The 21,503-nt window shown below is 67.0% G+C and carries 18 protein-coding genes; all 18 read right to left on the bottom strand.

The window, feature by feature from the left end; all coding sequences use genetic code 11:
- Position 1 precedes the first annotated feature (1 nt).
- Positions 2-1,924, bottom strand: a complete 1,923-nt coding sequence (locus tag THITH_RS03140; RefSeq protein ID WP_232222234.1) for a TRAP transporter permease — start codon at positions 1,922-1,924, stop codon at positions 2-4.
- A gap of 102 nt (positions 1,925-2,026) precedes the next feature.
- On the bottom strand, positions 2,027-3,064 hold the full coding sequence (locus THITH_RS03145; protein WP_006745949.1) for a TAXI family TRAP transporter solute-binding subunit: 1,038 nt from the start codon (positions 3,062-3,064) through the stop codon (positions 2,027-2,029).
- 404 nt (positions 3,065-3,468) lie between these two features.
- The gene (locus tag THITH_RS03150) at positions 3,469-4,443 is read right to left on the bottom strand and encodes an META domain-containing protein (RefSeq protein ID WP_006745948.1); all 975 of its coding nucleotides are present in this window, start codon (positions 4,441-4,443) and stop codon (positions 3,469-3,471) included.
- 64 nt (positions 4,444-4,507) lie between these two features.
- Complete coding sequence (locus THITH_RS03155) at positions 4,508-5,500, bottom strand: MDR family oxidoreductase (protein WP_006745947.1); 993 nt, start codon at positions 5,498-5,500, stop codon at positions 4,508-4,510.
- A 69-nt stretch (positions 5,501-5,569) separates the two neighbouring features.
- Entirely contained in the window at positions 5,570-6,520 is a 951-nt protein-coding gene (locus THITH_RS03160; protein ID WP_006745946.1) for an MBL fold metallo-hydrolase, read from the bottom strand.
- 144 nt (positions 6,521-6,664) lie between these two features.
- Complete coding sequence (locus THITH_RS03165; protein WP_006745945.1) at positions 6,665-7,126, bottom strand: hypothetical protein; 462 nt, start codon at positions 7,124-7,126, stop codon at positions 6,665-6,667.
- 193 nt (positions 7,127-7,319) lie between these two features.
- Positions 7,320-9,143 carry an energy transducer TonB family protein gene (locus THITH_RS03170; protein WP_006745944.1) on the bottom strand — a complete coding sequence of 608 codons (1,824 nt, stop codon included), beginning with the start codon at positions 9,141-9,143 and terminating at the stop codon, positions 7,320-7,322.
- Entirely contained in the window at positions 9,140-9,565 is a 426-nt protein-coding gene (locus tag THITH_RS03175) for an ExbD/TolR family protein (RefSeq protein WP_006745943.1), read from the bottom strand. Before THITH_RS03175 ends, THITH_RS03170 begins: the two co-directional genes overlap by 4 nt.
- Positions 9,562-9,966, bottom strand: a complete 405-nt coding sequence (locus THITH_RS03180) for an ExbD/TolR family protein (RefSeq protein WP_041483388.1) — start codon at positions 9,964-9,966, stop codon at positions 9,562-9,564. Before THITH_RS03180 ends, THITH_RS03175 begins: the two co-directional genes overlap by 4 nt.
- Entirely contained in the window at positions 9,947-10,669 is a 723-nt protein-coding gene (locus THITH_RS03185) for a MotA/TolQ/ExbB proton channel family protein (RefSeq protein ID WP_006745941.1), read from the bottom strand. The genes THITH_RS03180 and THITH_RS03185 overlap by 20 nt, the downstream gene beginning before the upstream one ends.
- Positions 10,670-11,343: 674 nt before the next feature.
- Complete coding sequence (locus tag THITH_RS03195) at positions 11,344-12,198, bottom strand: hypothetical protein (RefSeq protein ID WP_232222235.1); 855 nt, start codon at positions 12,196-12,198, stop codon at positions 11,344-11,346.
- Between the two features lie 250 nt (positions 12,199-12,448).
- A complete protein-coding gene (locus tag THITH_RS03200; protein ID WP_006745939.1) occupies positions 12,449-12,877 on the bottom strand; it encodes a GlcG/HbpS family heme-binding protein in 429 nt (142 codons plus the stop codon).
- A gap of 103 nt (positions 12,878-12,980) precedes the next feature.
- Positions 12,981-13,898, bottom strand: coding sequence for a myo-inosose-2 dehydratase (gene iolE / locus THITH_RS03205; RefSeq protein WP_006745938.1), 918 nt, complete (start codon positions 13,896-13,898; stop codon positions 12,981-12,983).
- A gap of 3 nt (positions 13,899-13,901) precedes the next feature.
- Positions 13,902-16,616: an MGH1-like glycoside hydrolase domain-containing protein gene (locus tag THITH_RS03210; protein WP_006745937.1), complete on the bottom strand. Its 2,715-nt coding sequence runs from the start codon at positions 16,614-16,616 to the stop codon at positions 13,902-13,904.
- Positions 16,613-18,643: an amylo-alpha-1,6-glucosidase gene (locus tag THITH_RS03215; protein ID WP_006745936.1), complete on the bottom strand. Its 2,031-nt coding sequence runs from the start codon at positions 18,641-18,643 to the stop codon at positions 16,613-16,615. Before THITH_RS03215 ends, THITH_RS03210 begins: the two co-directional genes overlap by 4 nt.
- Positions 18,644-18,646: 3 nt before the next feature.
- Complete coding sequence (locus tag THITH_RS03220) at positions 18,647-19,918, bottom strand: FG-GAP repeat domain-containing protein (RefSeq protein WP_006745935.1); 1,272 nt, start codon at positions 19,916-19,918, stop codon at positions 18,647-18,649.
- Between the two features lie 18 nt (positions 19,919-19,936).
- A complete protein-coding gene (locus THITH_RS03225; RefSeq protein WP_006745934.1) occupies positions 19,937-20,419 on the bottom strand; it encodes a hypothetical protein in 483 nt (160 codons plus the stop codon).
- Positions 20,412-21,500 carry a ferritin-like domain-containing protein gene (locus THITH_RS03230; RefSeq protein ID WP_006745933.1) on the bottom strand — a complete coding sequence of 363 codons (1,089 nt, stop codon included), beginning with the start codon at positions 21,498-21,500 and terminating at the stop codon, positions 20,412-20,414. The genes THITH_RS03225 and THITH_RS03230 overlap by 8 nt, the downstream gene beginning before the upstream one ends.
- Positions 21,501-21,503: the final 3 nt, after the last annotated feature.

A 21,503-nucleotide genomic window follows, 5' to 3' on the forward strand; every position in this document is an offset into this window, starting at 1 on the left:
CTCAGCGGGGCAGCCTTCGGAAACGCCACGCGCCGGCCAGTGTCAGCAGCAGTGTCGGTGCCGCGAACAGCGCGGCCACCGATGCGTCGGGGTGGAAAATCGTCGCGCTGGCGATGCCGGCGAGCCCGATCCGCATCGGCAGGTCCAGCGCGCGCCTGGGATGGAACCGGCCCTGCAGCGCAAAGCTGAGCGCCAGGGTTCCGATCAGCACCAGCGCGAACGCCGGCAGCTGCGCCCAGCCAGGCTCGACGACCAGATCCGGGCGGCTGAACACCGCGCCCATCATCACCAGCAGCGGCATGCACAGCACGACCGCCGCAAGCATCGTGCGCACGAACGGCGCATCCGCGATGCGCGAGGTCACCGCGGCGGTCACCGAAGTCGGTGGCGACAGCTCGCCGAATACCGCGACCAGGAAGATGAAGAAATGCACCACCCAGGGATCGAGACCGGCGCGGATCATGAACGGCGCGACCACGATCGCGGTCACGATGTAGGTCGGTGCAACCGGCAGCCCCATCCCGATCAGGTAGCCGAAAGCGAACGCGACCAGCACCATCACGAACAGGTTGATCGCCGCGCCCTCCATCAGCAGCACGCCGACCTTGGTCGGAACGCCGGTGATGGTGAACATCGCCGTCAGGATGCCCAGCGTCGCAAGCAGGATCGTGAGTTCGCCGGTGACGGTCGCGAACGACTCGATCAGGCGCAGGAACGGCCGTGTCAGCTCGCGCAGAGACCAGACGCGCGCGTGCACCGAACGCACCGCGAACGCCACGGTCAGGAACCCGAACAGGTACAGGAACACCGTCTGCGCCGACGCCATCGCCGGCCGGCGCTCGACACCCATCAGGTAGATCAGGCCGCCGACCGCGATCAGATAGGACAGGATGTTGGTCCAATCCATGAATCGCATGGCGCGCACGTCCGGGGTGACTGCGCGCGTGTGGTGCCGCGCCGCCAGCAGCCACACTGCGAACGCCACGCCGAGAAAGTAGATCATCGCCGGCGCAAACCCCCGGGCGACCACGTCGAAATAGCTCTTCCCCATGTAGTCGGCCATCAGGAAGGCGGCGATGCCCATCAGCGGCGGCATCAATTGCCCGCCCAGCGACGACGCCGTTTCCACCGCGGCGGCGGTGACCCGGGGGAATCCGGCCTTGATCAGCACCGGGATCGTCGCCGAGCCGGTGGTGGCAGCGTTGGCGGCGCCCGACCCCGAGACTGCCGCCACCGCGAACGAGCCGAACACTGCGGCCTGCGGCAGGGTCCGGGGCGAATGCAGGGCGACCCGCGACGAACCCGTCAGGATCGAGTCGATGCAGCCGAAGGCGCGCAGCACGGCGAGCACCAGGATGAACGACCCGATCAGCGTCAGGCCGAGCTGCGGCAGGCGCTCGAACACGCCGGTCGTCATCTCGACGCTGACCGCGCTGACGATCCGCGTCCAGTCCATGCCGGGGTGATGGAACATTCCGGGAACCAGGAAGCCGTAGACCGCGTACAGGATCAGCGCCACGTTCAGCAGGAACAGCGCGAAATAGCGCCGGCGCGTGTACTCCAGCACCAGCGCCGCGACGGCACCGCCCACCGCGAGGTCGGTCGCGTTCCAGATGCCGAGCCGGTAGATCCGGATCTCGTCGAACTCCCGGTACAGGTACCAGGCCGCGTACAGCGCCACCCCGCAGTACAGCAACGCGATCACGAACGGCGCGACGCTGCCGAGCCGCGGGTAGAGCGCCCCGTGGCGCAGGTCGTTCAGGAAGACCAGGCAGACGGTGAGCGGGACCGCGGTCACCGCGAGCAGGGTCGGACCTCCCGCCCCGGTCAGGTAATACCGCGACAGGTAGCCGAAGAATGCGATCCCGGTGAGGAAGAAAAGAACCTGCGCGGCGCCCCGGAGCACGCGGTCGACGCGCGCCACCGGCGGGCCATTCGGCGCGGCCGGCGGGCCCGCTTCAACCACCGGAGCCGGGCCCCGCTGCCAGATGGCGGGGCCCAGGCAGGCCGCGCCGGCCGCCCGCGGTCATGAACCGGCGATACGGTCGTCCCAGTCTTCTTTCCAGGCATCGTGCTCGCGCAGATAGCGCGCGAGCCCTGGGTGCACCCTGACCGAATCCACCGACGCGGCGACGCCTCGGCGCTGGATCTCGACCATGTCGTCGCGGATCTGGCGGAAGGCCGCGTCCGAGCGTGCCAGTTCGTCGGCATGGGCCTCGATCACGGTCAGCATGCGGTAGACGTCGTCCTCGGGTACCTCCAGGCCGACGTGAAAGCCGTAGAAGAACGGCGCCAGTACGACCTCGTCCACGCCCAGATCGGCCTGGAAGGCTTCGGCATCGACCCGCACCACCTCGAGCCCGGCGGCCTCCAGGCGCGCGATCTCGTCGGCGCTGGGGTTCAGTGCCGCGACGTCGGTCGAGAGCAATGCCTCGATCACCCACGGTGCCGGACTGGCCTCGCCGGTACTGTAGATCACGAAGGCGTCGATCGTGCCACCGGAAAGCGACGAGGCCACCAGCCCGAGATCCACCTCGACGTAGCGGTGGCCGACGTCCAGTGCGTTCATCGCGCGTTCCAGCGTGGCGCGCACGTCCCACGGGGCCGGGCCGGTGAACACCGGGCGGTCCTCCAGATCGCCCCAGCCGCCGAACCGGTCGCGATCGGCGGTGCGCACGCCGAGTCCGACCTCCATCGTGTAGGCCCAGAACGACTGCACCGGCTCGCGCTGCACCTGGTCGCGGAAACCGCGGAAGCGTCCCTCGTTCGCAGCGAGTTCGCCGAACGCGATGTCGGCGCCGTAGTAGCCGTCGAACTGCCCGACAGCATAGCCCCGCACCGTTGCCAGCGCACCTGGGGTCGGCAGCACGGTGATCGAGTAATCCGGCATCTCGCGATTCAGCATCGCCATCAGCGCGACCTTCGCGCGATGCCCCGCCGAGCCGACCGCCGACGTCGCCCAGCGCAGTTCCTGCGCCTGGGCCTGTGCCTGCGGAATTCCGCCGATCCCGAGGGCCAGCACCATGGCCAGCCCGCCCATCGTGGTGAACAGTAGTCGTCGCACGCGCATTTCCTCCTGGTTCGGGGCACCGGATCGCGCCGGGGCATCCGCCTGCTTCGATGCCTGCGCTGCATCCGGGCCGCCATGGGGCGGCCAGCGGTCCGGCATGACCCGCGCCGGCCGCTCGACCTTTCTGGTAATCGGGAATCCGTGCCGTCAGCACGGATCCGCCTCGACAGGGAAGGAATTCCTGCCGGCAGACCCGGGTGTCCGGCCGATGCAGGATTCTGCGGCGACGGTTTCGAGGGGGCTGCCGGCACGGCCCGATTCCGCCCCGCCGTCGACGAACCTAGACCAAATCGAGCGGCCGCGCAAAACTGGGTGAACCACCCAACCGCCCGACCGAGGCGCGGGCTCATCGCCGAAGCCGGCCGACGCCGGCGCAGAGGCGTTCCCGGCCCGGCCCGCTAGCGCCGCGCGACGACGGTCTCCTGTCCGCTGGCATGCAGCAGCAGGCGGCCGCTGGCGTCGATCCCGAAGCGGAACGTGCGTTGCAGGATCTCCAGGAAACGGGCCTCCTGCCGGTCGAGGGCCGGGTCGGCACAGGCCCGCAATGTCGTGGCCTGCGGTTCCAGGGAAAGGCCCTCGCCGGTCAGCGTGTAACGCCCCGTGAAACGGTTGCAGGAGGTGTTCCCGGTCAGCCGGTGATCCTCCTCGAGGAACTGGAGCGTCACCGTTGAACCCTCGACCACCGGCTTCCCGGCCATCGTCTCGACCGTCCAGAGGTCGCCGGTCAGCAGGGATTCGGGTTCGCCACCGCAGCCGGAGTGTCCATCGCCGTCGAGTTCGTAGCGCACGCGGTAGGGGTGGGGCATGCCGGTGGCGATGTCGGCGCAGATCCCGGCCTCGATCGCCACCGACAGTGGCTGGCCATCGGCCGTCTCGGCTTGGTACAGGATGCCGTCTGCAGTGACGCGCGGCTGCGGGCGTGGCATGCGCAGTTCCCGGGTGCCGTAGTCGGCGAGCAGCAGGATTTCTTCGACCGAGATCTCCAGCAGCCATCCGGGTTCCTGTCCGTAGGCCCGGAACGGGAGCTCCGGGTGGACGAGTTGCCGGCAGTCGGGGAGGTCATGACCGCGGATCGTCACCATCGCGCGCTCGCCCTTGTTCCAGAAGACGGTATCGCTGCCGTCGGATGCGACATAGCGGGCGCCGGAGGCGGAGCGCGCGTGCACGAGGTCGAAGGCCTCGCCCGAGACACTCATTCGCCCGCGTTCGTTCAGCACTTCGAAGAGCACGGTGGTGTCGCCGCACACGAACGGTGTTGCGGATTTGGATGCCCGAGGCTCCTTCGCAGTCGGCGTTGCCCCCGGCTGCCCGCATGCCACCAGCATGCCCGCGGTCACGAGCAGCGCCAGAAGCCCAGCGTTTCCATGGTTCATCGTGGCCCCCGTGATCGTTACTCGGCCGGATTCTCGCACATTCCCTGGCGGCACCGGCGCCCGCTCACGGCGTGACGACGATGCGGCCCCGGATCTGTCCTGCCAGGAGGCGTTCCGCGTGTTCGACGGCGCGGTCGAGCCCGATCTCGGTGGTGATGGCATCCAGCACTTCGGACGGCAGCAATGAGGTCAGGCGGTTCCAGGCTGCGATCCGGATATCGCGCGGGCACATCACCGAGTCGATACCGAGCAGGTTCACGCCGCGGAGCAGGAACGGCAGCATCGTGGTTTGCAGCGCCGTGCCCGCCGCGAGACCGCAGGCGGCGACCGAACTGCCGTAGCGCATCTCTGCGAGCAGGTGGGCCAGCGGGTCGCCGCCGACTGCGTCGACGCATGCGGCCCAGCGCTCGCTCAGCAGCGGCTTCGCCGGCGGGGCGGCGAATTCCGATCGGTCGACGATCCGGCTGGCGCCGAGTGCCTTCAGGTATCCGGCGTTCTCGGGCCGGCCGGTCACCGCAGCCACGGTGTGGCCCAGGCGGGCGAGCAGGGCGACCGCGATGCCGCCCAGGCCTCCGGAGGCACCGGTGACCAGCACCTCGCCGTCGCCAGGCTCCAGGCCGTGCTCCTCGAGTGCCTGTACCGCCAGCATCGCGGTGAACCCCGCCGTGCCGATCGCCATTGCGGTGCGGGGCGTCAGGCCTTCGGGCAGCGGGATCAGCCAGTCGCCCCGTACCCGCGCCAGCTGCGCATAGCCGCCCCAGTGCGTCTCGCCGACGCGCCAGCCGGTCAGCAGCACCGCGTCTCCCGGCCGGAAGCGCCCGTCGTCCGATCCGACCACGGTGCCGGCAAGGTCGATTCCGGGAACATGGGGATAGCGCCGCACCAGGCGCCCCAGCCCCTTGAGGATCATCGCGTCCTTGTAGTTCAGGCCGGAATGCGAGACCCGCACCAGCACGTCGCCTGCCGGCAGATCCTCGGGCCGCAGCCGCCGCACCGAAGCCACCGGGCTTTCCGGAGCCTCCTCGAGCACCAGCGCGTCGAAATCGCCATTCGTCATCCGATTCCCTCTCGCAGCGTGGTTCAGACACCAGGATGCCGCGAACGCCCTGGCCGTGGAAAGGCCGGCTCAGGCGGCGCTGTCGAGCCAGACCTCCAGGCCCTGGACATTCAGGTCGACGTCCGGGTCGAGCAGTTCGCGGATCTGCGCCTCGGGCAGCGTGCAGCCGTGATCGCGCAGGCGCAGGAGCAGCAGTTGCATCATGTCATCGCAGAGCCGCTGGTGACGGGCCGGGCCGGCATCGGCATGCGCGCGGGCCATCTCGACATAGCGATCGGTCAGTTCGTGCAGATCGCGCTGCAGGCGGGTCAGGTCGCCGACGCGGCTGTAGTGCGTCAGGTACATGTAGTTCAGGCCCTGGGCCACGAGCCGGTCCACCGAGGCGTGCAGCGCCTCCGGGTCGAATTGCACCGGGGTGGTGGTGGGCAACACGAACGGGCCGCGCCCGGTGTCGAACCACCGGTACGACAGGCCGAAGGTGTCGCCGGTGAAAATGCCGTCGCCGGCCTCGTCGACCACGCAGAAGTGGTGCCGTGCGTGCCCGGGAGTGTCCAGGAAACGTAGCCGGCGGCCGTTGAGATCCACCTCGTCGCCGTCGGCCGCCTCGATCACGCGCTCGGCGGGCACCGGCACGACCCGTCCGAACAGCCGGTCCATTTCCGCCTCGCCGTAGACCGCTGCTGCACCGGCGTTGAGCTTCGCCGGGTCGATCATGTGCCGGGCACCGCGCGGGTGGATCACCAGGCGGGCGTTCGGTAGCTGGCGCAGCAACTCGCCGGCGCCGCCGGCGTGGTCCAGGTGCACGTGGGTCGGGATCACGAAGTCGACGTGTTCGCGCGGGACCCCCTTGCGTTCCAGTACCGACAGCAGCGCCGGCACCGAATGCGACGTGCCGGTCTCGACGAAAGCCGCACGGCCACCTTCGACGACCAGATAGGCCGACACCTGGCCCTGGCGGTAGAGCTGGGCGTCGATCATCGTGATTCCGTGGCCCAGATCCTCGTAATACGCGTCTTTCATCCCGGCTCCCGCAACCCAAGTACCCCAGTGTGACGCGCCGCGCCGCGAAAAAATCCATCGACCCGCACCGCGGGCGCCTGCATCCAGGCGCGGACACCGGACGCCCGGTTGGTTTGCGCAACGGCCGGCCCGAACCCGGGTCGGTCACTTGATGAACGGTACGCCGGCAATGCTGTCGGTTGCCATCTGCTCCAGGCAGTCGCGGCGTTCACCGCTGGCGTCCTGACAGGCGATCACGTCGTTCAGCAGCAGGCGGCCGATGTCGGCGCAGGCCAGCCCGGCGATCGGAAACACGCGGACACTGGTCTTGCCCGCGGGCAGCGGGGCCGCGTCAACCGCCAGCCTGCGCGCAATCACGCCGTCGCCGTCGAAGATCACCATATCCAGGCGCAGGCTCTCGAACGCGGCCGGGCTGCGGTTCTCCAGCACCAGGTAGGCGCGGCAGGAATCGTTGTCGGTTTCGAGCTTGTTCAACTGCACTGACACGGACGCGTCGGTCTCGGCCAGCGAAGTCGACAGCGGCAGCATCCAGAGTGTGGCGAGGAACAGCAATGCCACGACGCCGGTGCTGAAGCGGTTCGGGAACAAGGAAAGGGCAGGGTGCATCACGGTCTCCTGGGGATCGATGGAAGTTGACGAACGGGAATGGCTTGATCTCGTGCCGGCGCTCGTGGCGGGATCCTGCGAATCGATGGCAACGCCGGTCTGCTTCGAGTTGCCCGGGCTCGGCCCGAGACTGCACGCCCGCTGCGGCAGGTGTCCGGCATCATTGTGCGCCTCCTCGCTTCCGGGAATCGCATCAGTGTTCCAGTTGGAAATGGACGGGAAGGATCACGCGCACCCAGTCCACGCCCATTTCCGGAGGGATCCAGGGCAGCGGCTGTGCGCGGCGAATCATGTGTTCCACGGTGTTGTCCAGCGACCTGTGGCCCGAGCTTCGCACGATCGTATGATCAAGCAGGAAGCCCTGCCGGTCCACCGTGAACAGCAGGAGCACGGTGCCCTCTTCGCGCCGTCGCTGAGCGATCCGGGGGTAGTCCTTGTGCCGTTCCAGTGCCGCGTGCAGCGCGGCAAGGTAGCGCGCCTCGATTCCCGGCACCGGCGTTCCGGGAGCACGGGCCACGATCTCCGGCTCGGTCCGCTGCTGCAGATCGTCGCTGTCCGGGCGCGCCCGGCTGGTATCCTCCTCCCGTTCCGGTGCTGGTTCGTGGGGTTCGGGCCGCGCCTCGGCCACGCGTGCTTGCGGTGCGGCGGGATCGGCAGGCGGATCGGGATCCGGTGTGGCAGGTTCCCGAGCCGGCTCGAGAACCGGCTCGCGTGCCTGGACCACCTGCATCGGAGGAACCCCGGTCACGTGCACGGGTTCCGGGCCGCGCGGCGCCGGGATCTCCTCGGCCTTCAGAGGTTGCGCGGCCCCCGGCGCCATGTCCGGGACCGGGATGGCTGCCCCGGTGGCTTGCATTCGGGGCGCAACGGCAGACACGGGCTCATCCGAAGCCGCTTCCGCGGGCTCCGCTTCGGCGAGGCTCACTGGGGCCGGAACCGGCAGCGGGCCCGGCGAAGGTAGAGTTTCGGGCCCGACGGCCCTGACCAGTTCCAGGCCCTCTGGCGCCACGGTCGGGGCGGGGTCGACCGGAGCCACGGTCGCCATCGGATCCACGGTCGCGACGACCGTGTCGGGATCGGTCAACAGGGCCGCAACCGCAGCCGGAGTGGACAACACGACCGCCGGAGCATCCGCTTGCACGGTAATCGGCCCGGCGGGCGCCTCCAGCGGCGCTTCCGGCGTCGCACCCGCCGCAGTGGCGGGCGCGACGATCGCTTCCAGATCGGTTTCCGGCGCCGGTACCTCCGGGGCGGCCGCGGGTTCGGCGGCGGCCACGGGATCCACGGTATCGAGCGGATCCATCGCGGTTACCGGCTCCACGGCTGCGATTGCCTCGGCCACGGGAATCGCATCGGCGGCTACCGGTGCCGTTTCTGGTCCCAGCGGATCCACCGTGCCAGTGGCCCGCTCCGGCAGAACGGGGTCTGCTGGACCAACGGGCTCGACCGCGACGGTAGGCGCCACCGCCACCGTCGGCTCGGTCGCGTGCATCGGGGTGACTACCGTGGGCGGGACGGGTTCCGGCACCGCCAGCGGTGCCGCCGCGACGGTCTCGACGGGCGGCAGCGGTTCGGTTGGGCGGGCAGCGTCGAGAGCTTCGGCGATGATGACCGGGTCGGGCGATACGGCTATTTCCACGGCGACCAGTGCGGCCACGCTCTCGGTGCCGACCGGTTCGGCGGTCTCAGGGGCAGCGGTGCCCGCGGGGTCTGCCGGCGCCGGGAGCGCTGCGACGGTTTCGGCAGGCAGCGCGGGCAGGGGTTCTGCTGGAAGGTCGGATACCCCGGCAGGCGCGGCCCCGGGTGATACCGGGTCCGGGGCCTCGGGGGACACCTCCTGCACCGCGCTTCCAAACCCCGGGAACAGCGCGATCTCGACGCCCGCAGGATCGCCGGCGGGTGCCGCGGTCTGTTCCGGTCGGTCGCTCCAGGACATCAGGTACAGCGCCAGCACGAAGTGCAGGAGCAGCGCCCCGGCAACCCCTGTCACCCACTGTCCGCGGGTCGGGCGCATCATCGCCGCGGCAACGTCAGCAGTTCCAGGCGTTCGACCCCGGCCGCGCGCAGCGCCTCCATCACCGCGACCACCCGTGTCGCCTCGGTCCTGCCGTCCGCCTGCAGGTGGACGCGCAGCTCGCCGGTGTCCTGTGCGTCGATGCGGGTGCGGATCCGCATCTCCAGTTCCCCGAGTTCGACCAGTTTGCCGTCTATCGCGAGCCGGCCGTCCCGCGCCATGAACACGGTCAGGTCTTCGGCCTGCGGCGTGCCGGCACCTGCCGACTGCGCCGGTTCCATCTCGAACGGGCTCGAGGCGCTCATGTGCCCGGTGACCACGAAGAAGATCAGCAGCAGGAACACGATGTTGATCAGCGGCAGCACCCGCGCGTCGTGGTCCGGGATGCGCCGCTGCAGCCGCAGGAATCGACCCTCGCCGATCATTGCGACGGATCCCGGATCACCGAGACGTTCACTGTCCCCACGGCCACCAGCCGGTCCAGTACCGTCACCGTGCGTTGCAGATCGACCCCGGGGGTGGGTCGCACCAGCACCGTGGTCTCCGGCGCCCGCGCGACGCGCGTGCCGACGCGCTCGGCCACCGTGTCCAGCGGCAGGAACTCTCCCGCGAAGCGCAGCCCGTCGGGGCGAATCTCGACCAGCAGCGCGCCCTCGACCGATCGGCCCGCGGCCCCGGTCGTCGGCGCCGTCAGTCCGATCGCGCGCCAGTCCGTAAAACTCGAGGCAAGCATGAAGAACACCAGCAGGATGAAGACCACGTCGATCAGCGGAGTCAGGCGGATCAGCCCCCTGCGGCGAGTGCGCCTAACCTGGAGCGCGGGCATCACTGCCGAGCCCCGGCACATCGTCGCCATCGGCGTTCGGGCGTACGGATCCGGTGAACAAGTCCTCGGTGAATAGCCGGGTCACCAGGTCGTCCATCCGGTGGCCGATGCGCTCGACGCGGCCCTCCAGCCAGGTCAGCACCGCCACGACGGGGATCGCGACAGCGAGTCCGACTGCGGTCGTCAGCAGGGCTTCCCAGATGCCGCCGGAGAGCACGGTGACATCGACCTGAGCGCCGGCCTGTTCCAGCGCCTGGAAGGCCTTGATCATCCCGACCACAGTGCCGAACAGCCCGAGCAGCGGTGCCAGCGAGCCAATCACTTCCAGCGGGCGCAGACCGCTGCGCAGATCCTGCAGCGCCACGTTACCGTAGCGGACCATCTCTTCCCGGATCGTGTGCTGCGGCAGGCCCCGCTGCACGCCGTTCAGTCCGCGCGCGAGCATCTGCGCGGCGGGGTTGGGCGAGCGTTCGGCGCGCCGGATCGCGTCGCGCGTGCGGCCGGAACGGTACAGGGACAGCGCCTTCTCGACCACGCGCTGCTGCTCGATGCGCAGGCCGGAGAAATGCGCAAGCTTGGTCAGGATGACAGCCAGCGCGAACACCGACATCCCGAGCAGGATCACCACCACGGGTCCTCCCAGGTCGAGAAAGCGCAGGAACTGATCCTGGTCCCAGCCCAGGGCGCTCAATTGGTCGAGCATCGCGAACCTCATCCGGCAGCAGCGCGCGCCGGTCAGCAAAGGGTCAAGGAAGAAGACAAGTGTATGAGCACACCGTTGCGCCGACAAATGGCGCGCTGGCCCCCGGGCCACGACGGATCCATGGGGTCGGGTATTGGACCGGCAGAGGTACAGTCGGGCGTGGGGTTCACGATCGCGGATCGACTCAGCGCAACTGTTGGAGCCGTGGCCGGGTTGGCGTAGCACGCTCGGCCATCGTCCGATTTCCCGGCTCCGATGCAACGTGTCGCGGTGCGCCCATTGTGTCGGAGCGGCCCGGGAATCGGGCTGCCTCGTTCCATTGCTGCGGGCGGCGAACGATTATCGCTCGGCGGAGTATTCCTCGGACCCCTTTGGCGCCGAGGCACAGCGACTGGGGTTGGCGAGCAGGGATGCCTTCGTTGCTGCAGCCCGGCATCTGCCATTCGTCGTCAAGGCCGTGGATATCCCGTTCGAGGGTGCGGATCTGCCTGGCTACCTCGTTGTGCCACCCGGCGTTTCCGGATCGAACAAGGCGGTGATCTGTATGACCGGCTTCGACGGGACGGCCAACGCCGGCATCGTCGTGAGACCAGGGTCAGTATCGTCTTGAATCGAACGGTTATCCGGGTCCGGACTCGGCAGCGGCTCGAACCACCCCGAAATGCGGCGCGGCCTCACAGCAGGTGAAGCACGTATGCAACGGGAACGCCGAATAGCACCGCCCCCAGGGCGAAGCTCGGCACGCAGGAAGCGCGGTCGTCGGGAATCTCGTTACGAAACACGTTCTGCAGCAAGTAGCCCGCCAGCAGGGCCACGATCAGGTCGGAGACGAACTCGGACGGTTCGAGCATCAGCCCCATGCCCCAGGCGATCAGAGGAGCACTCGCGAGTAGATAGCGCCCCCAGTGCAGGTAGGCCTCGTCGTGGTGAACGCTCATCAGGTAGTCCTTGTACACCAGGTGCATTCCGATTGCCGCCACGGAAAAGTAGACCATGGCGCCGTGTTGCAGCACCTGGTCGGGCATCGCGTAGATGATGCCCCAGGTGTAAAGCCAGACCGTCCCGATGTGCAGGGATGCCATACGGAACGCATCAGAACCCCGGGACTCCGATGGGCGCCGCTGCAGCAGGTAGAGCTCCAGGGCGTAGAAGCCCACCAGGCCCGCCAGCACCATGGGGTAGACGATATTGCCGACCTGACCGTGGATGTATTCGAACTCCGGCAGCAGGATCAGGATCGCATACGCTACCGCCATGCCACCGGCCAATGAGTAGGCATGTCGGTCGTAAGAGGCGAACAGCCGGCGGCAATGCGGGGCAAGCAGGTGGATGGCGGCAAACGCCATGGCGGCCGCGAGGGTGTACGGGTGACCGGCAATGGTCGTGTATGTAACCTCGCCGTGCTCCACGGCCAGGGAGGTCGCGACATCGATTGAACTTGGTGTTTGCATTTCCTGGCTTCCCAGCGGTTCCGCAGTCGCAGTGGCGCGAAGCGAATGATAACCCGGCCTCCGCACGCCGAACGGCATTCCCTGCGCCAGGCGCGCGACGCCTGTATACGGACAGGTGCTGGGCGAGGTGGTGGGTCCACGCGATCCCCCGGGTTGATCAGGGTCCGAATGGCGGTGATGCGCTCAACCCCATGCGCCGATCGCGGAATCGGGTCCGCGGCAAATGCACGCGGGTCTTGGGCGGCACCCACCCGTGGTGCAGTCTGCATCTGGGAACCCAGCCTCGTGGCAAGAAAGGCGGCGGCCGGGCGTACCAGAGAACGGGTTGTCAGCGAGGCGAGGGGCGCTGAATGGCTTCTGCGCCCGCTTGCGCGATGGCCTGGTCATTCTCGACCGAGTCTCCCGACACACCGATGGCGCCGATCACGGTGTCGCCGTCCGCGATCGGGATGCCGCCCCCAAAGCTGACCAACCCGCCATTGGAGTGCTCGATCCCGTACAACGGGCCGTCCGGCCTGGAAAGCTCGCCGATGGTGCCTGACGGCAGGTTGAACAGCCGCGCGGTGCGTGCTTTCTTCAGGGCGACGTCGATCGAGCCCAGCAGCGCTCCGTCCATGCGCACGAAGGCCTTCAGGTTGGCCCCTGCGTCGACCAGGGCGATGTCGGACAGGCATCCGAGTTCCGTGGCCTTCGCAACTGCTGCCGCGATAGCCGATTGGGCCTGATCGAGCGACAGATCCTTCGTTACCAGCGCCATGACGCCTCCTCGGGTGGGATTTCGTGAACCGATCGCCGCGGCCCGTGAACGGCAGTTGCTTTCGCGCAGGTCGATGACCAGGAGTTGCGTAACGCGAGCAGGCTCATAGCCCCGTCACCTCGCGCAGGTACTGGCGCGCCATCTTCGCGTATTTCAGCGGCGTCGCTTTGGCAGGATCCTGTTCGGCCTCGACGACCAGCCAGCCCTGGTAGTCGTGCTCCGCCAGTACCTGCACGATGGGTCGGAAGTCGATGCAGCCATCGGGATCGCCAGGGACGGTGAAGATGCCGTCCTGGATCGCCTCCTTGAACGAGAGGTGGTCCCTGATCACCCGGTCCCGCACGGGCTGCCTGAGATTCTTGAAGTGCAGGTGTCCGATCCGTGACACATGGTCCCGGGCCAGGCTGAGCGGATCATCGCCCGAGAACAGCAGGTGCGCGGTGTCCAGAAGCAGATGGACATGCTCCGGGTCGGTCGACGCCAGCAACCGGTCCACCTCGGCTCGCGTCTGGACACCGGTGCCCATGTGATGGTGGTAGCAAAGCCGGATCCCCTCGGCGCTGGCGATTCTGCCCAGTTCGTTGAGCCCCGACGCGAGCGTATCCCACTGGCGGTCGTCGAACACGGGACGGTTGGCGAACAGCGCCACCGGACGCTGGTGCACCGAGTGCCCGAGTTCGGCGACGACCATGGCGCTGCCGTTCACGGACTTGATGAACTCGAGTGACTGCCGGAACTCCGCGACCGTCCGCTCATACATGGCCTCGCAGGTGAAGAAGAGGCTCGTCCAGGGTTCGGAAACGCGCAGGCCCCGGAGGCCGAGCTCACGCGTGAGTTCCTCGACGTCGGTCGGGAACTTGTGGCCGACACTGCAGCCTTCGAACCCCGCCAGCGCCATTTCGCTCACGCACTGGCCGAACGGGATCCCGATATCGATATCCAGAAAATCGTCGTTCCACCACAGGGTGGGAGTGACACCGAATGAAATCTTGCTCCGGTCCAGCTTCGCGTCGTTTGCCATGTTTCAGCCCTTGCTGCTGAGGAGTTCTGCGGCCAGCCCCGTCCACCCGGTCTGATGGGAGGCGCCAATGCCGGCCCCGTTGTCGCCATGAAAGTACTCGTAGAACAGGAACAGGTCGCGCCAGTTGGGATCGTCCTGGAAGATCTCGTTGCCCCCGTGGACGGGACGTCTTCCAGCGGTGCCCCGTTCGAAGATTCCGACCAGGCGTTCGGCCAGATCGTCGGCGATCTCCCGAAGGTCGCATCTGCGGCCGGAGCGGGCGGGATACTCGATCTGGAAGGTGTCACCGAAGAACGCGTGATAGCGCCGTAGCGCGTCGATCAGCAGAAAGTTGATCGGGAACCATACCGGTCCGCGCCAGTTGGAATTGCCGCCAAAAAGACCGACCGACGACTCTGCCGGTTCATAGCGCTCGCTGAGCGTCACCCCATCGATTTGCATGCTGAACGGTTTGTCCCGATAGGCCCGCGAGATGCCCCGGATGCCGTGAGGGCTGAGGAACTCGAGTTCGTCGAACACGCGGGTGAGCACGCGCCGGAGCTGTTCCGGTTTGACGAAGGTGAGCAGATGGCGCTCGGTACCCGAGTCATGCGTCGTCAGCGCCTGGTCGAGCAGTTCGGGATGCTGCGCCACGAACCACTCGATGCGCCCCTTGAGCCCCTTCGCGCTGGTCGGCTCGATCGCATCGAGATCCAGGATGGCCACCGGGAACAGCGCCACGATCCCCACCAGCGATCGCAGGCGCAGGGTATGGTACTGCTCGGGGTTTCCGCCGACCTTCAGGACATCATAGAAGAAGCCGTCCTCGTCGTCCCACACCGACACCTGGCCTTGCGAACGGCGCTCGATGCTGTTCATCGCGTCGGCGATGAAAACGAAATGCTGGAAGAACTTGCTCGCGAGTCGGGCATATTCGGTTGCGCCGTGTTCAGCCAGAATCAAGGCCATCTCCATCACGTTCAGGCTGAACATGCCCATCCAGCTGGTGCCATCGGACTGATAGAGCTCCAGCGGTCTTCCCAGCTGCCCTTCCAGCTCGCCCAAGTGGCTTCGATCGATCACGGAGATGTTGTCGAGGCCCAGAAACCCTCCCTCGAACAGGTTCCTGTTGGAAGGATCCTTGCGATTCGTCCACCAGGTGAAATACATCAGGCAGTAGCGGAAGACGTCGGCAAGAAAGCGGGTGTCGCCGTCTCCGCCGCGTTGCTGCTTGTCGATGTGGAAGATGCGCAGCGCCGCCCAGGCGTGCAGCGGCGGATTGACGTCGTTGAACGACCACTCGTAGGCTGGAATGGCGCCGTTCGGGGACATGAAGAATTCACGTGCAAGGATCAGCAGCTGCTCCTTGGCGAACTCGGCGTCGAGGCGTGCAAACACCACAGCCTGAAAGCACAGGTCCCAGGAAGCGAACCAGGGATACTCCCACTTGTCCGGCATCGACAGGATATGGTCGGCGTGGAAGTGGACCCATTCGCGGTTGCGTTCGCGCGACGCGGGTGGCGCGGGGCCCGCCGGGTCGCCCTTCAGCCAATCCTTGACGATGTAGTGGTAGTACTGCTTGCTCCACAGCATGCCGGCGTACGCCTGGCGCTGAATGGCGCGGCGTTCCTCGCTCAGGTCCTGCGGCTGCAGGGCAGTGTGGAACTCGTCGGCTTCGGCCGAGCGTGTCCGCAGCACGGTGTCGAAGTCGGGACCGAACGGGTCGGCCATTGCGAGGTTATCGCACAGGCGCAGCCGGATCTCCTGCGTGGCACCGGGCGCGATCTCCAGGCGGTACACGGCCGCTGCCTTGGTGCCGGTCAGGGTGGGATCGACCGTGGGACTGCCGTTCACGATGTGATCGTTGATGCCGTCCTTGGGATAGGGAGGACTGTCGGCCACGCCCCATAGCCGCGCGGCATTGCTCTCGTTGTTTGCGAACAGGAGATCGTCGGCCCCCTGGCAATAGAGCGCCATCGGGTCGAGGCTGTCGTCGCCGGGGGCCGGCGTCGCGAGCACGGTGGAGATCCCAGCGCCATCGACGGGCTTCTTCCCCGCGAGATTTGGCGGCATGGACTCGAGATACCACGACCAGGTGTTCCGGAACCACAGCGTCGGTAGCAGGTGGAGGGTGGCCGGATCAGGGCCGCGATTGGTTGCGCAGATCCTGATCAGGATGTCCTGGACCGCCCCCTTGGCATACTCGACTTCGACATCGAAGTACCGGTCGTCGGCGAAAACCCCGGTATCGATGAGTTCGAACTCCATCGCTCCCGGGTCGGTCCGCTTGCGCCGGGCGTTCTCTGCGACCAGCCAATCGTAGGGAAACGCCTGCTGGGGGTACTTGTACAGCCACTTCATGTAGCTGTGGGTCGGCGTATTGTCGAGGTAGAAATAGTATTCCTTGACGTCTTCGCCGTGGTTGCCCTCGGAGTTGGTCAGGCCGAACAGCCGTTCCTTCAAGATAAGGTCGCGGCCGTTCCAGAGCGCCAGGGCAAAACACAGCCGCTGCTGATCGTCCGAGATGCCGGCGAGACCGTCCTCGCCCCAGCGATAAGCGCGCGATCGCGCGTGGTCGTGCGGGAAATAATCCCAGGCATTGCCACCGGGGCTGTAGTCCTCGCGCACCGTGCCCCATTGGCGCTCGGAGAGATACGGCCCCCAGCGCAGCCAGCTCTCGGGGTGCCGGGCCGCATAGCTGCTGCGGAGACGGTCCGCTTCCTTCCCTTTCATCATCATGCGTCGACCTTCGGTGGTGGCTGGGAAACCGGGTCATGCGCCGTCTCGAAGCGCTCGATGCGCACCAGGGCGCGCAGAACCTCGCCGACACTCCATGCCTGAGCGATGCAACCTCTGGGCTCGAACGGGGCGTCCCCGTCGAAAATCTCGCTGATGGTGCCAAGTCCCGCGCTGCTCAGGTGGTCGCCGAAGGGCTGCAACAGGCGCCGAGCCGCAGCGGGATCCTTGCGAACCCGCAGGTGTGCATCGACAAAAGGCCCGATCAGCCAGGCCCAGACCGTGCCCTGATGGTAGGCACCGTCTCGATGGAACTGGTCGCCCTGATAGATTCCCTGGTAGGCGGTTTCCGACACTGCCAGGGAGCGCAGGCCATGCGAGGTCAGCAGGGTGCGGGCACAGGCATCGAGTACCAGGCCCTGCCGCTCCGGCGGTAGCGGGGACGCGTGGAGCGCCACGGCCAGGATCTGATTGGGGCGCAGGCAGGCTTCGTGCCCATCGGGTCCATCGAGTACATCGAAACAATGGCCCGTATCGGGATTCCAGAAGCGATCGAAGCCGGCCAGTGCCACACGGGCCCGCTCCCGGTAGGCCGCGCCGTCCTCGCCAAGCCGCTCGGCAAAATCGGCCATCGCACACAGGGCGTTGTACCAGAGCGCGTTGACTTCAACGGGTTTCCCGCTGCGCGGCGTGATCACATGGTCGCCGACCTTCGCATCCATCCACGTCAGCTGCACGCCATCGTGCTGCCAGCGCAGCAGGCCGTCGGCGGGGTCCACCCGGATGCCGTAGCGCGTACCCTTCAGGTGCCAGTCGACGATGTCCCGCAGCGTGGGCAACAGTCTGCGCAGCAGCGCATCGTCGCCGGTAGCCTCGTGATAGGCACGTACCGCCTCGAAGTACCAGAGCGTCGCGTCGACCGTGTTGTACTCCGGCTGTTCGCCTGCGTCGGGGAAACGGTTGGGGAGCATGCCGTCGCTGACGAACTGCGCGAAGGTCTCGAGGATCGGCGCGGCGATTTCCGGACGTCCGGCCGCGAGCGTCAGGCCCGGCAGGCTGATCATCGTGTCGCGTCCCCAGTCACCGAACCAGTGATACCCGGCGATCACGCTCTTGCCGTTGGGCCGCCCGGGAGAGGGCCGGTCCACCACGAACTGGTCGGCGGCGAGCACCAGCTGCTCGACCCACGGTTCAGGTTCGCCTGCGCCACCGGCGCGGGCGTTCCGCCAGCGTTGCAGTAGCATTCGATCGCGTTCCCGGCGCCGCTCCAGGGCCCCAGTGTCGAGCGTGGGCGATTCTTCGGCGCTGGCCAGCAACACGAGCGTCTCGCCCGGGGCGATGCTGGCCTCGAAGGTGGCGGCGTGCACGTGGTCGTCGCAGTCGCGCAGGCCACGCAGCGCTTCTGCTGGGAGCGCGAAATCGTGGTACATCTCGCAAGCGGCCGATATCGCCCCCGAGTTCGTTGCAAGCGTCAGCGCCAGCGCGTCGGGTCCGCCCGAAACCACGCACACGCGATCGCCGAGGACCTCGACCGAGACCGGCCAGGCGACCTGCCCGGTATTGTGAAACACCCGGTTGTCCACGATTGCCGCGGTGCTCAGTCGTACCGGTTCCACGGCCGCCACCACGGTGTACGCCACGTAGGTGGTGTTGGCTCCGTGCTCCATCCACACGCGCTTCTCGATCAGGGCATCGGCGCAGGCGAAGCACCACCGTGGGACCGAGCCCTCAAGATCGAAGGACTGTATGTTCCGGTAGCCGTGCGGCGCGATGTCGCCGCTCGCCCACCGGTTGCTGCTCAGAGCATGGGTGCCGCCGCGATAGGTTACGGTCTCGTCGAACTTCACCAGCATCAGGCGCCGGTCCACGGGTGGGCGCACGGCCGCGACCAGCAGGCCGTGATACGAACGGGTGAGCGATCCCGCCACAGTGCCCGAGGCGTAGCCGCCCGTGCCGTTGGTTACGAGCCACTCCCGCGACTCGGCAGTGCCCAGGTCGCCGGTGACTTCGCGGCCGAAGCGGATGGGCATCGCCTAGAGGCTCGCGAACCGGTTCAGGTAAATGTTGACCTGCGAGTTGTCGCAGAGGTAGTAGCCGGGGGTGTAATAGCCGGTGGTGGCGAAGTCCAGACGTCCGTCGCCGTCGAAATCGCCGACCGTGATGCGGGCAGCCGATGCGGACGAGACGCGCCAGCGCTCGAACAGACCTTGCTCCACGTCGATGGCCTTGTAGTAGTAGACACCCTGATGGGGCAGCGGACCCCGAAGCGCCACCAGGAACTCGTCGTCGCCGTCGCCATCGAAGTCGCCGGCCACGACGTGGTGGCCGGGGCCCTGGGTCTCGGGGTCGAACGGCCCGAAGGTGTCGAGGATGGTGCGGCGCCAGGGGTGGTCGGTCAGCGCCTGGCCGGGTTTGCGCGTGTAGACGGTGACGATGTTGCCGTGAAAGGGGTCGATCGTTGCGATGTAGGCATAGGGATCGTTCCCCACGCGGCCATAGGCAACGTTCCCGCACCCCCGGAACGTGCCCGCCTGTCCGGTCTGATCACCCGCACCGAACGGTATTGTCTGCCATCGGGACTGTTCGACGTCGTAGTAAAACCAGCTGATGCCCTCTTCGCTGGCCAGCAGCACCGAGTCGAGCCCGGCGCCGGAGCGTCCGCCAAATTTTTCGCGGACCACGCCATGGATGATGCGAAAGCTCTCGTTGTCGATGATGCGGCCGCGCCAGGAGGGGGCGGAGTGGACGTCATCCGGGCGGTCGAAGATCGTGACCGCGACCGGCTCATGGACCCCCTTGCCATAGGGCTGGCAGCCGACCACCGGCAAGGCCATCAACTCCAGCCGCTCGGTTTGCGTGAAGTGCCCGAGCTGCAGGCGATGCGCGGCCATCAGGTCGCTGACGAAGTGCACCTTCCAGAGCTCATCGTCATCGTAACGCCCGGGGTTCTCGAGCCAGGAGATCTTGCCGTCTTCCGGCCGGCACCAGAACATGCAGTTGCCGTAATTGTGGGAGATCACCAGATCGTTGCGCCCGTTGCCGGCGATGTCGCCGGTATCGATGGCGACCGGCAACGGGAAATCGGCGATGGTCCGCCGCTTCCATGTCGGGTTCTCGTACCAGACGACCCGGCCCACGGCCAGGCCCGAAGTGACCAGATCCAGCTTGCCATTGCCGTTGATGTCCACGGCCTGGATCCAGTAACCGTCGTCCTGTTGGTTGGCGAGAGTCACCTTCTCGAAGAATGGCGCGCCGAGGGTGCCATCGTTCATGAACTCAAGGAGATTTCCGGGTTCGTTGCTCATAGGACGCCCTTTTCCTGGTTACGGGACATCGGGAAAGCGTGGCGGCTCGGCCCAGGTCCCGTATCCCGGACCCTTTGCCCCCGGCGGATTCGCGCCGACCGCGGGCCAGAGCAGCCCTTCGGTGTACGCGGCCGGCGAGACCACGAACGTCGAGTCGTGCTCCAGCACTCCGAAGGCATCCCGCCACGCGGCAGGGAGCTGGTACCACGTGCCGATGTACCAGAGCTTGATGATGTTGCGTGCGATCGGACCCAGCCGTTCGTCGCTGAGAATGCGGGCCCGCAACGACGCCTCCATCGCGGTGACATCGTCGCCGGACTCCGTCTGAATGGCACGGAACCGGCTGAGCAGTTCGCGGGTAGTGCCGTCTCCCACCACTTTGACGACGGTGGACAGGTAGGGCTCCGCCTGCCCGGTTCCCCGGAGTCGAAACACCGGGAAGCCGGTCACGAAAGAGGAGAAGGCAAGGAAGTCCTGCAGGTTCTCCGCGCCGTTACTCATGGTCTCCCCCTTCCGAACTCCGGACGTCGAAGACGGGTGCAGCGTTGACGCCGTCCATCCCCGGAATCGGGTTCCGGATCAACTGTAGTGCGGATTCCTTGATGCGGAACATTTCGCCCACTGCGGCCTCGAGGAGCCCCGGTTCGCCGTTGAACGCTTGTGTCAGCGTTCCGAGAAGAGCCTGGTAGTCCGTGCCGAAGCGCACCGCGGCGGCATGCAGCTCGGAGTTCCTGGGGTAGTCGTCCAGACGGGCATTGCGCTTGACAGGGTAGGCGGATCCCCAGTCGACGGCGATGGGCTCGCCGCTCGGCTGGTCGGCCTCGTCCCCCTTCTGGTAGTAGCGCCCGAGCACGAGCTGTTGAAAGCGGTAGTAATGCGAGATCTCGCCTTCGTAGTCGTAAATCGCGCCGCCGATGCCCTCTCCCTGTTCGGAGATCAGGCGGATGGCCTCGAGAGCCGAGTCGAGGTCCACCACCGGGATGATCTCTCCGCCGCCCGAGTAGTAGAAATCGGGTGTGATCTGCCGGCTGGGATCGCCGGAGAACAGGTTCTCGCCCTGTGCGCTCATCTCCTCGTGAAGGGATTTCAGCCCGCGGCCGATCTCGTGATAGAACTCGCCGATACTATAGAAATGCATCTCGGTGTCGTCGTCGTGCATGAACGTCGGCAGCACCGCACCTTCGGAGCGAGGGCGACGCACGAACCCGGAGCCTTCTTCGGGCGAACGGGCGGGGCGCTCGATCTTTAGAAAGGTCTCCAGCGCTTCCCTGGAGAACGCCTGGATACCGACCTCGAAGTCGGTCTCTCCGTCCGGAAGCCGTGTCGGATATTGCGGCACGAAGCCCGGCCTCGTAAGTTCGGGTGAGCCGCCTACCGCGTTGAGCATGTTCGCCGCGAGTGTGAGGTGCAGCATTTCCTCCACGATGACCACCCGCAGGACGCGGGCTGCGTCCGAGTTGGTTCCCGGAGAGAGGGAGTACAGCGCCGTCAGGTAGGGCGGAATCGTGGCGTGTTCCAGTTGAAGCGCAGCGTGCAGGTACTTGTGCAGCTCTGCGATGTTCGTGATTTTTCGGAGGCTCATACC

The sequence above is a fragment of the Thioalkalivibrio paradoxus ARh 1 genome, from assembly GCF_000227685.2.
Lineage (GTDB): Bacteria > Pseudomonadota > Gammaproteobacteria > Ectothiorhodospirales > Ectothiorhodospiraceae > Thioalkalivibrio > Thioalkalivibrio paradoxus.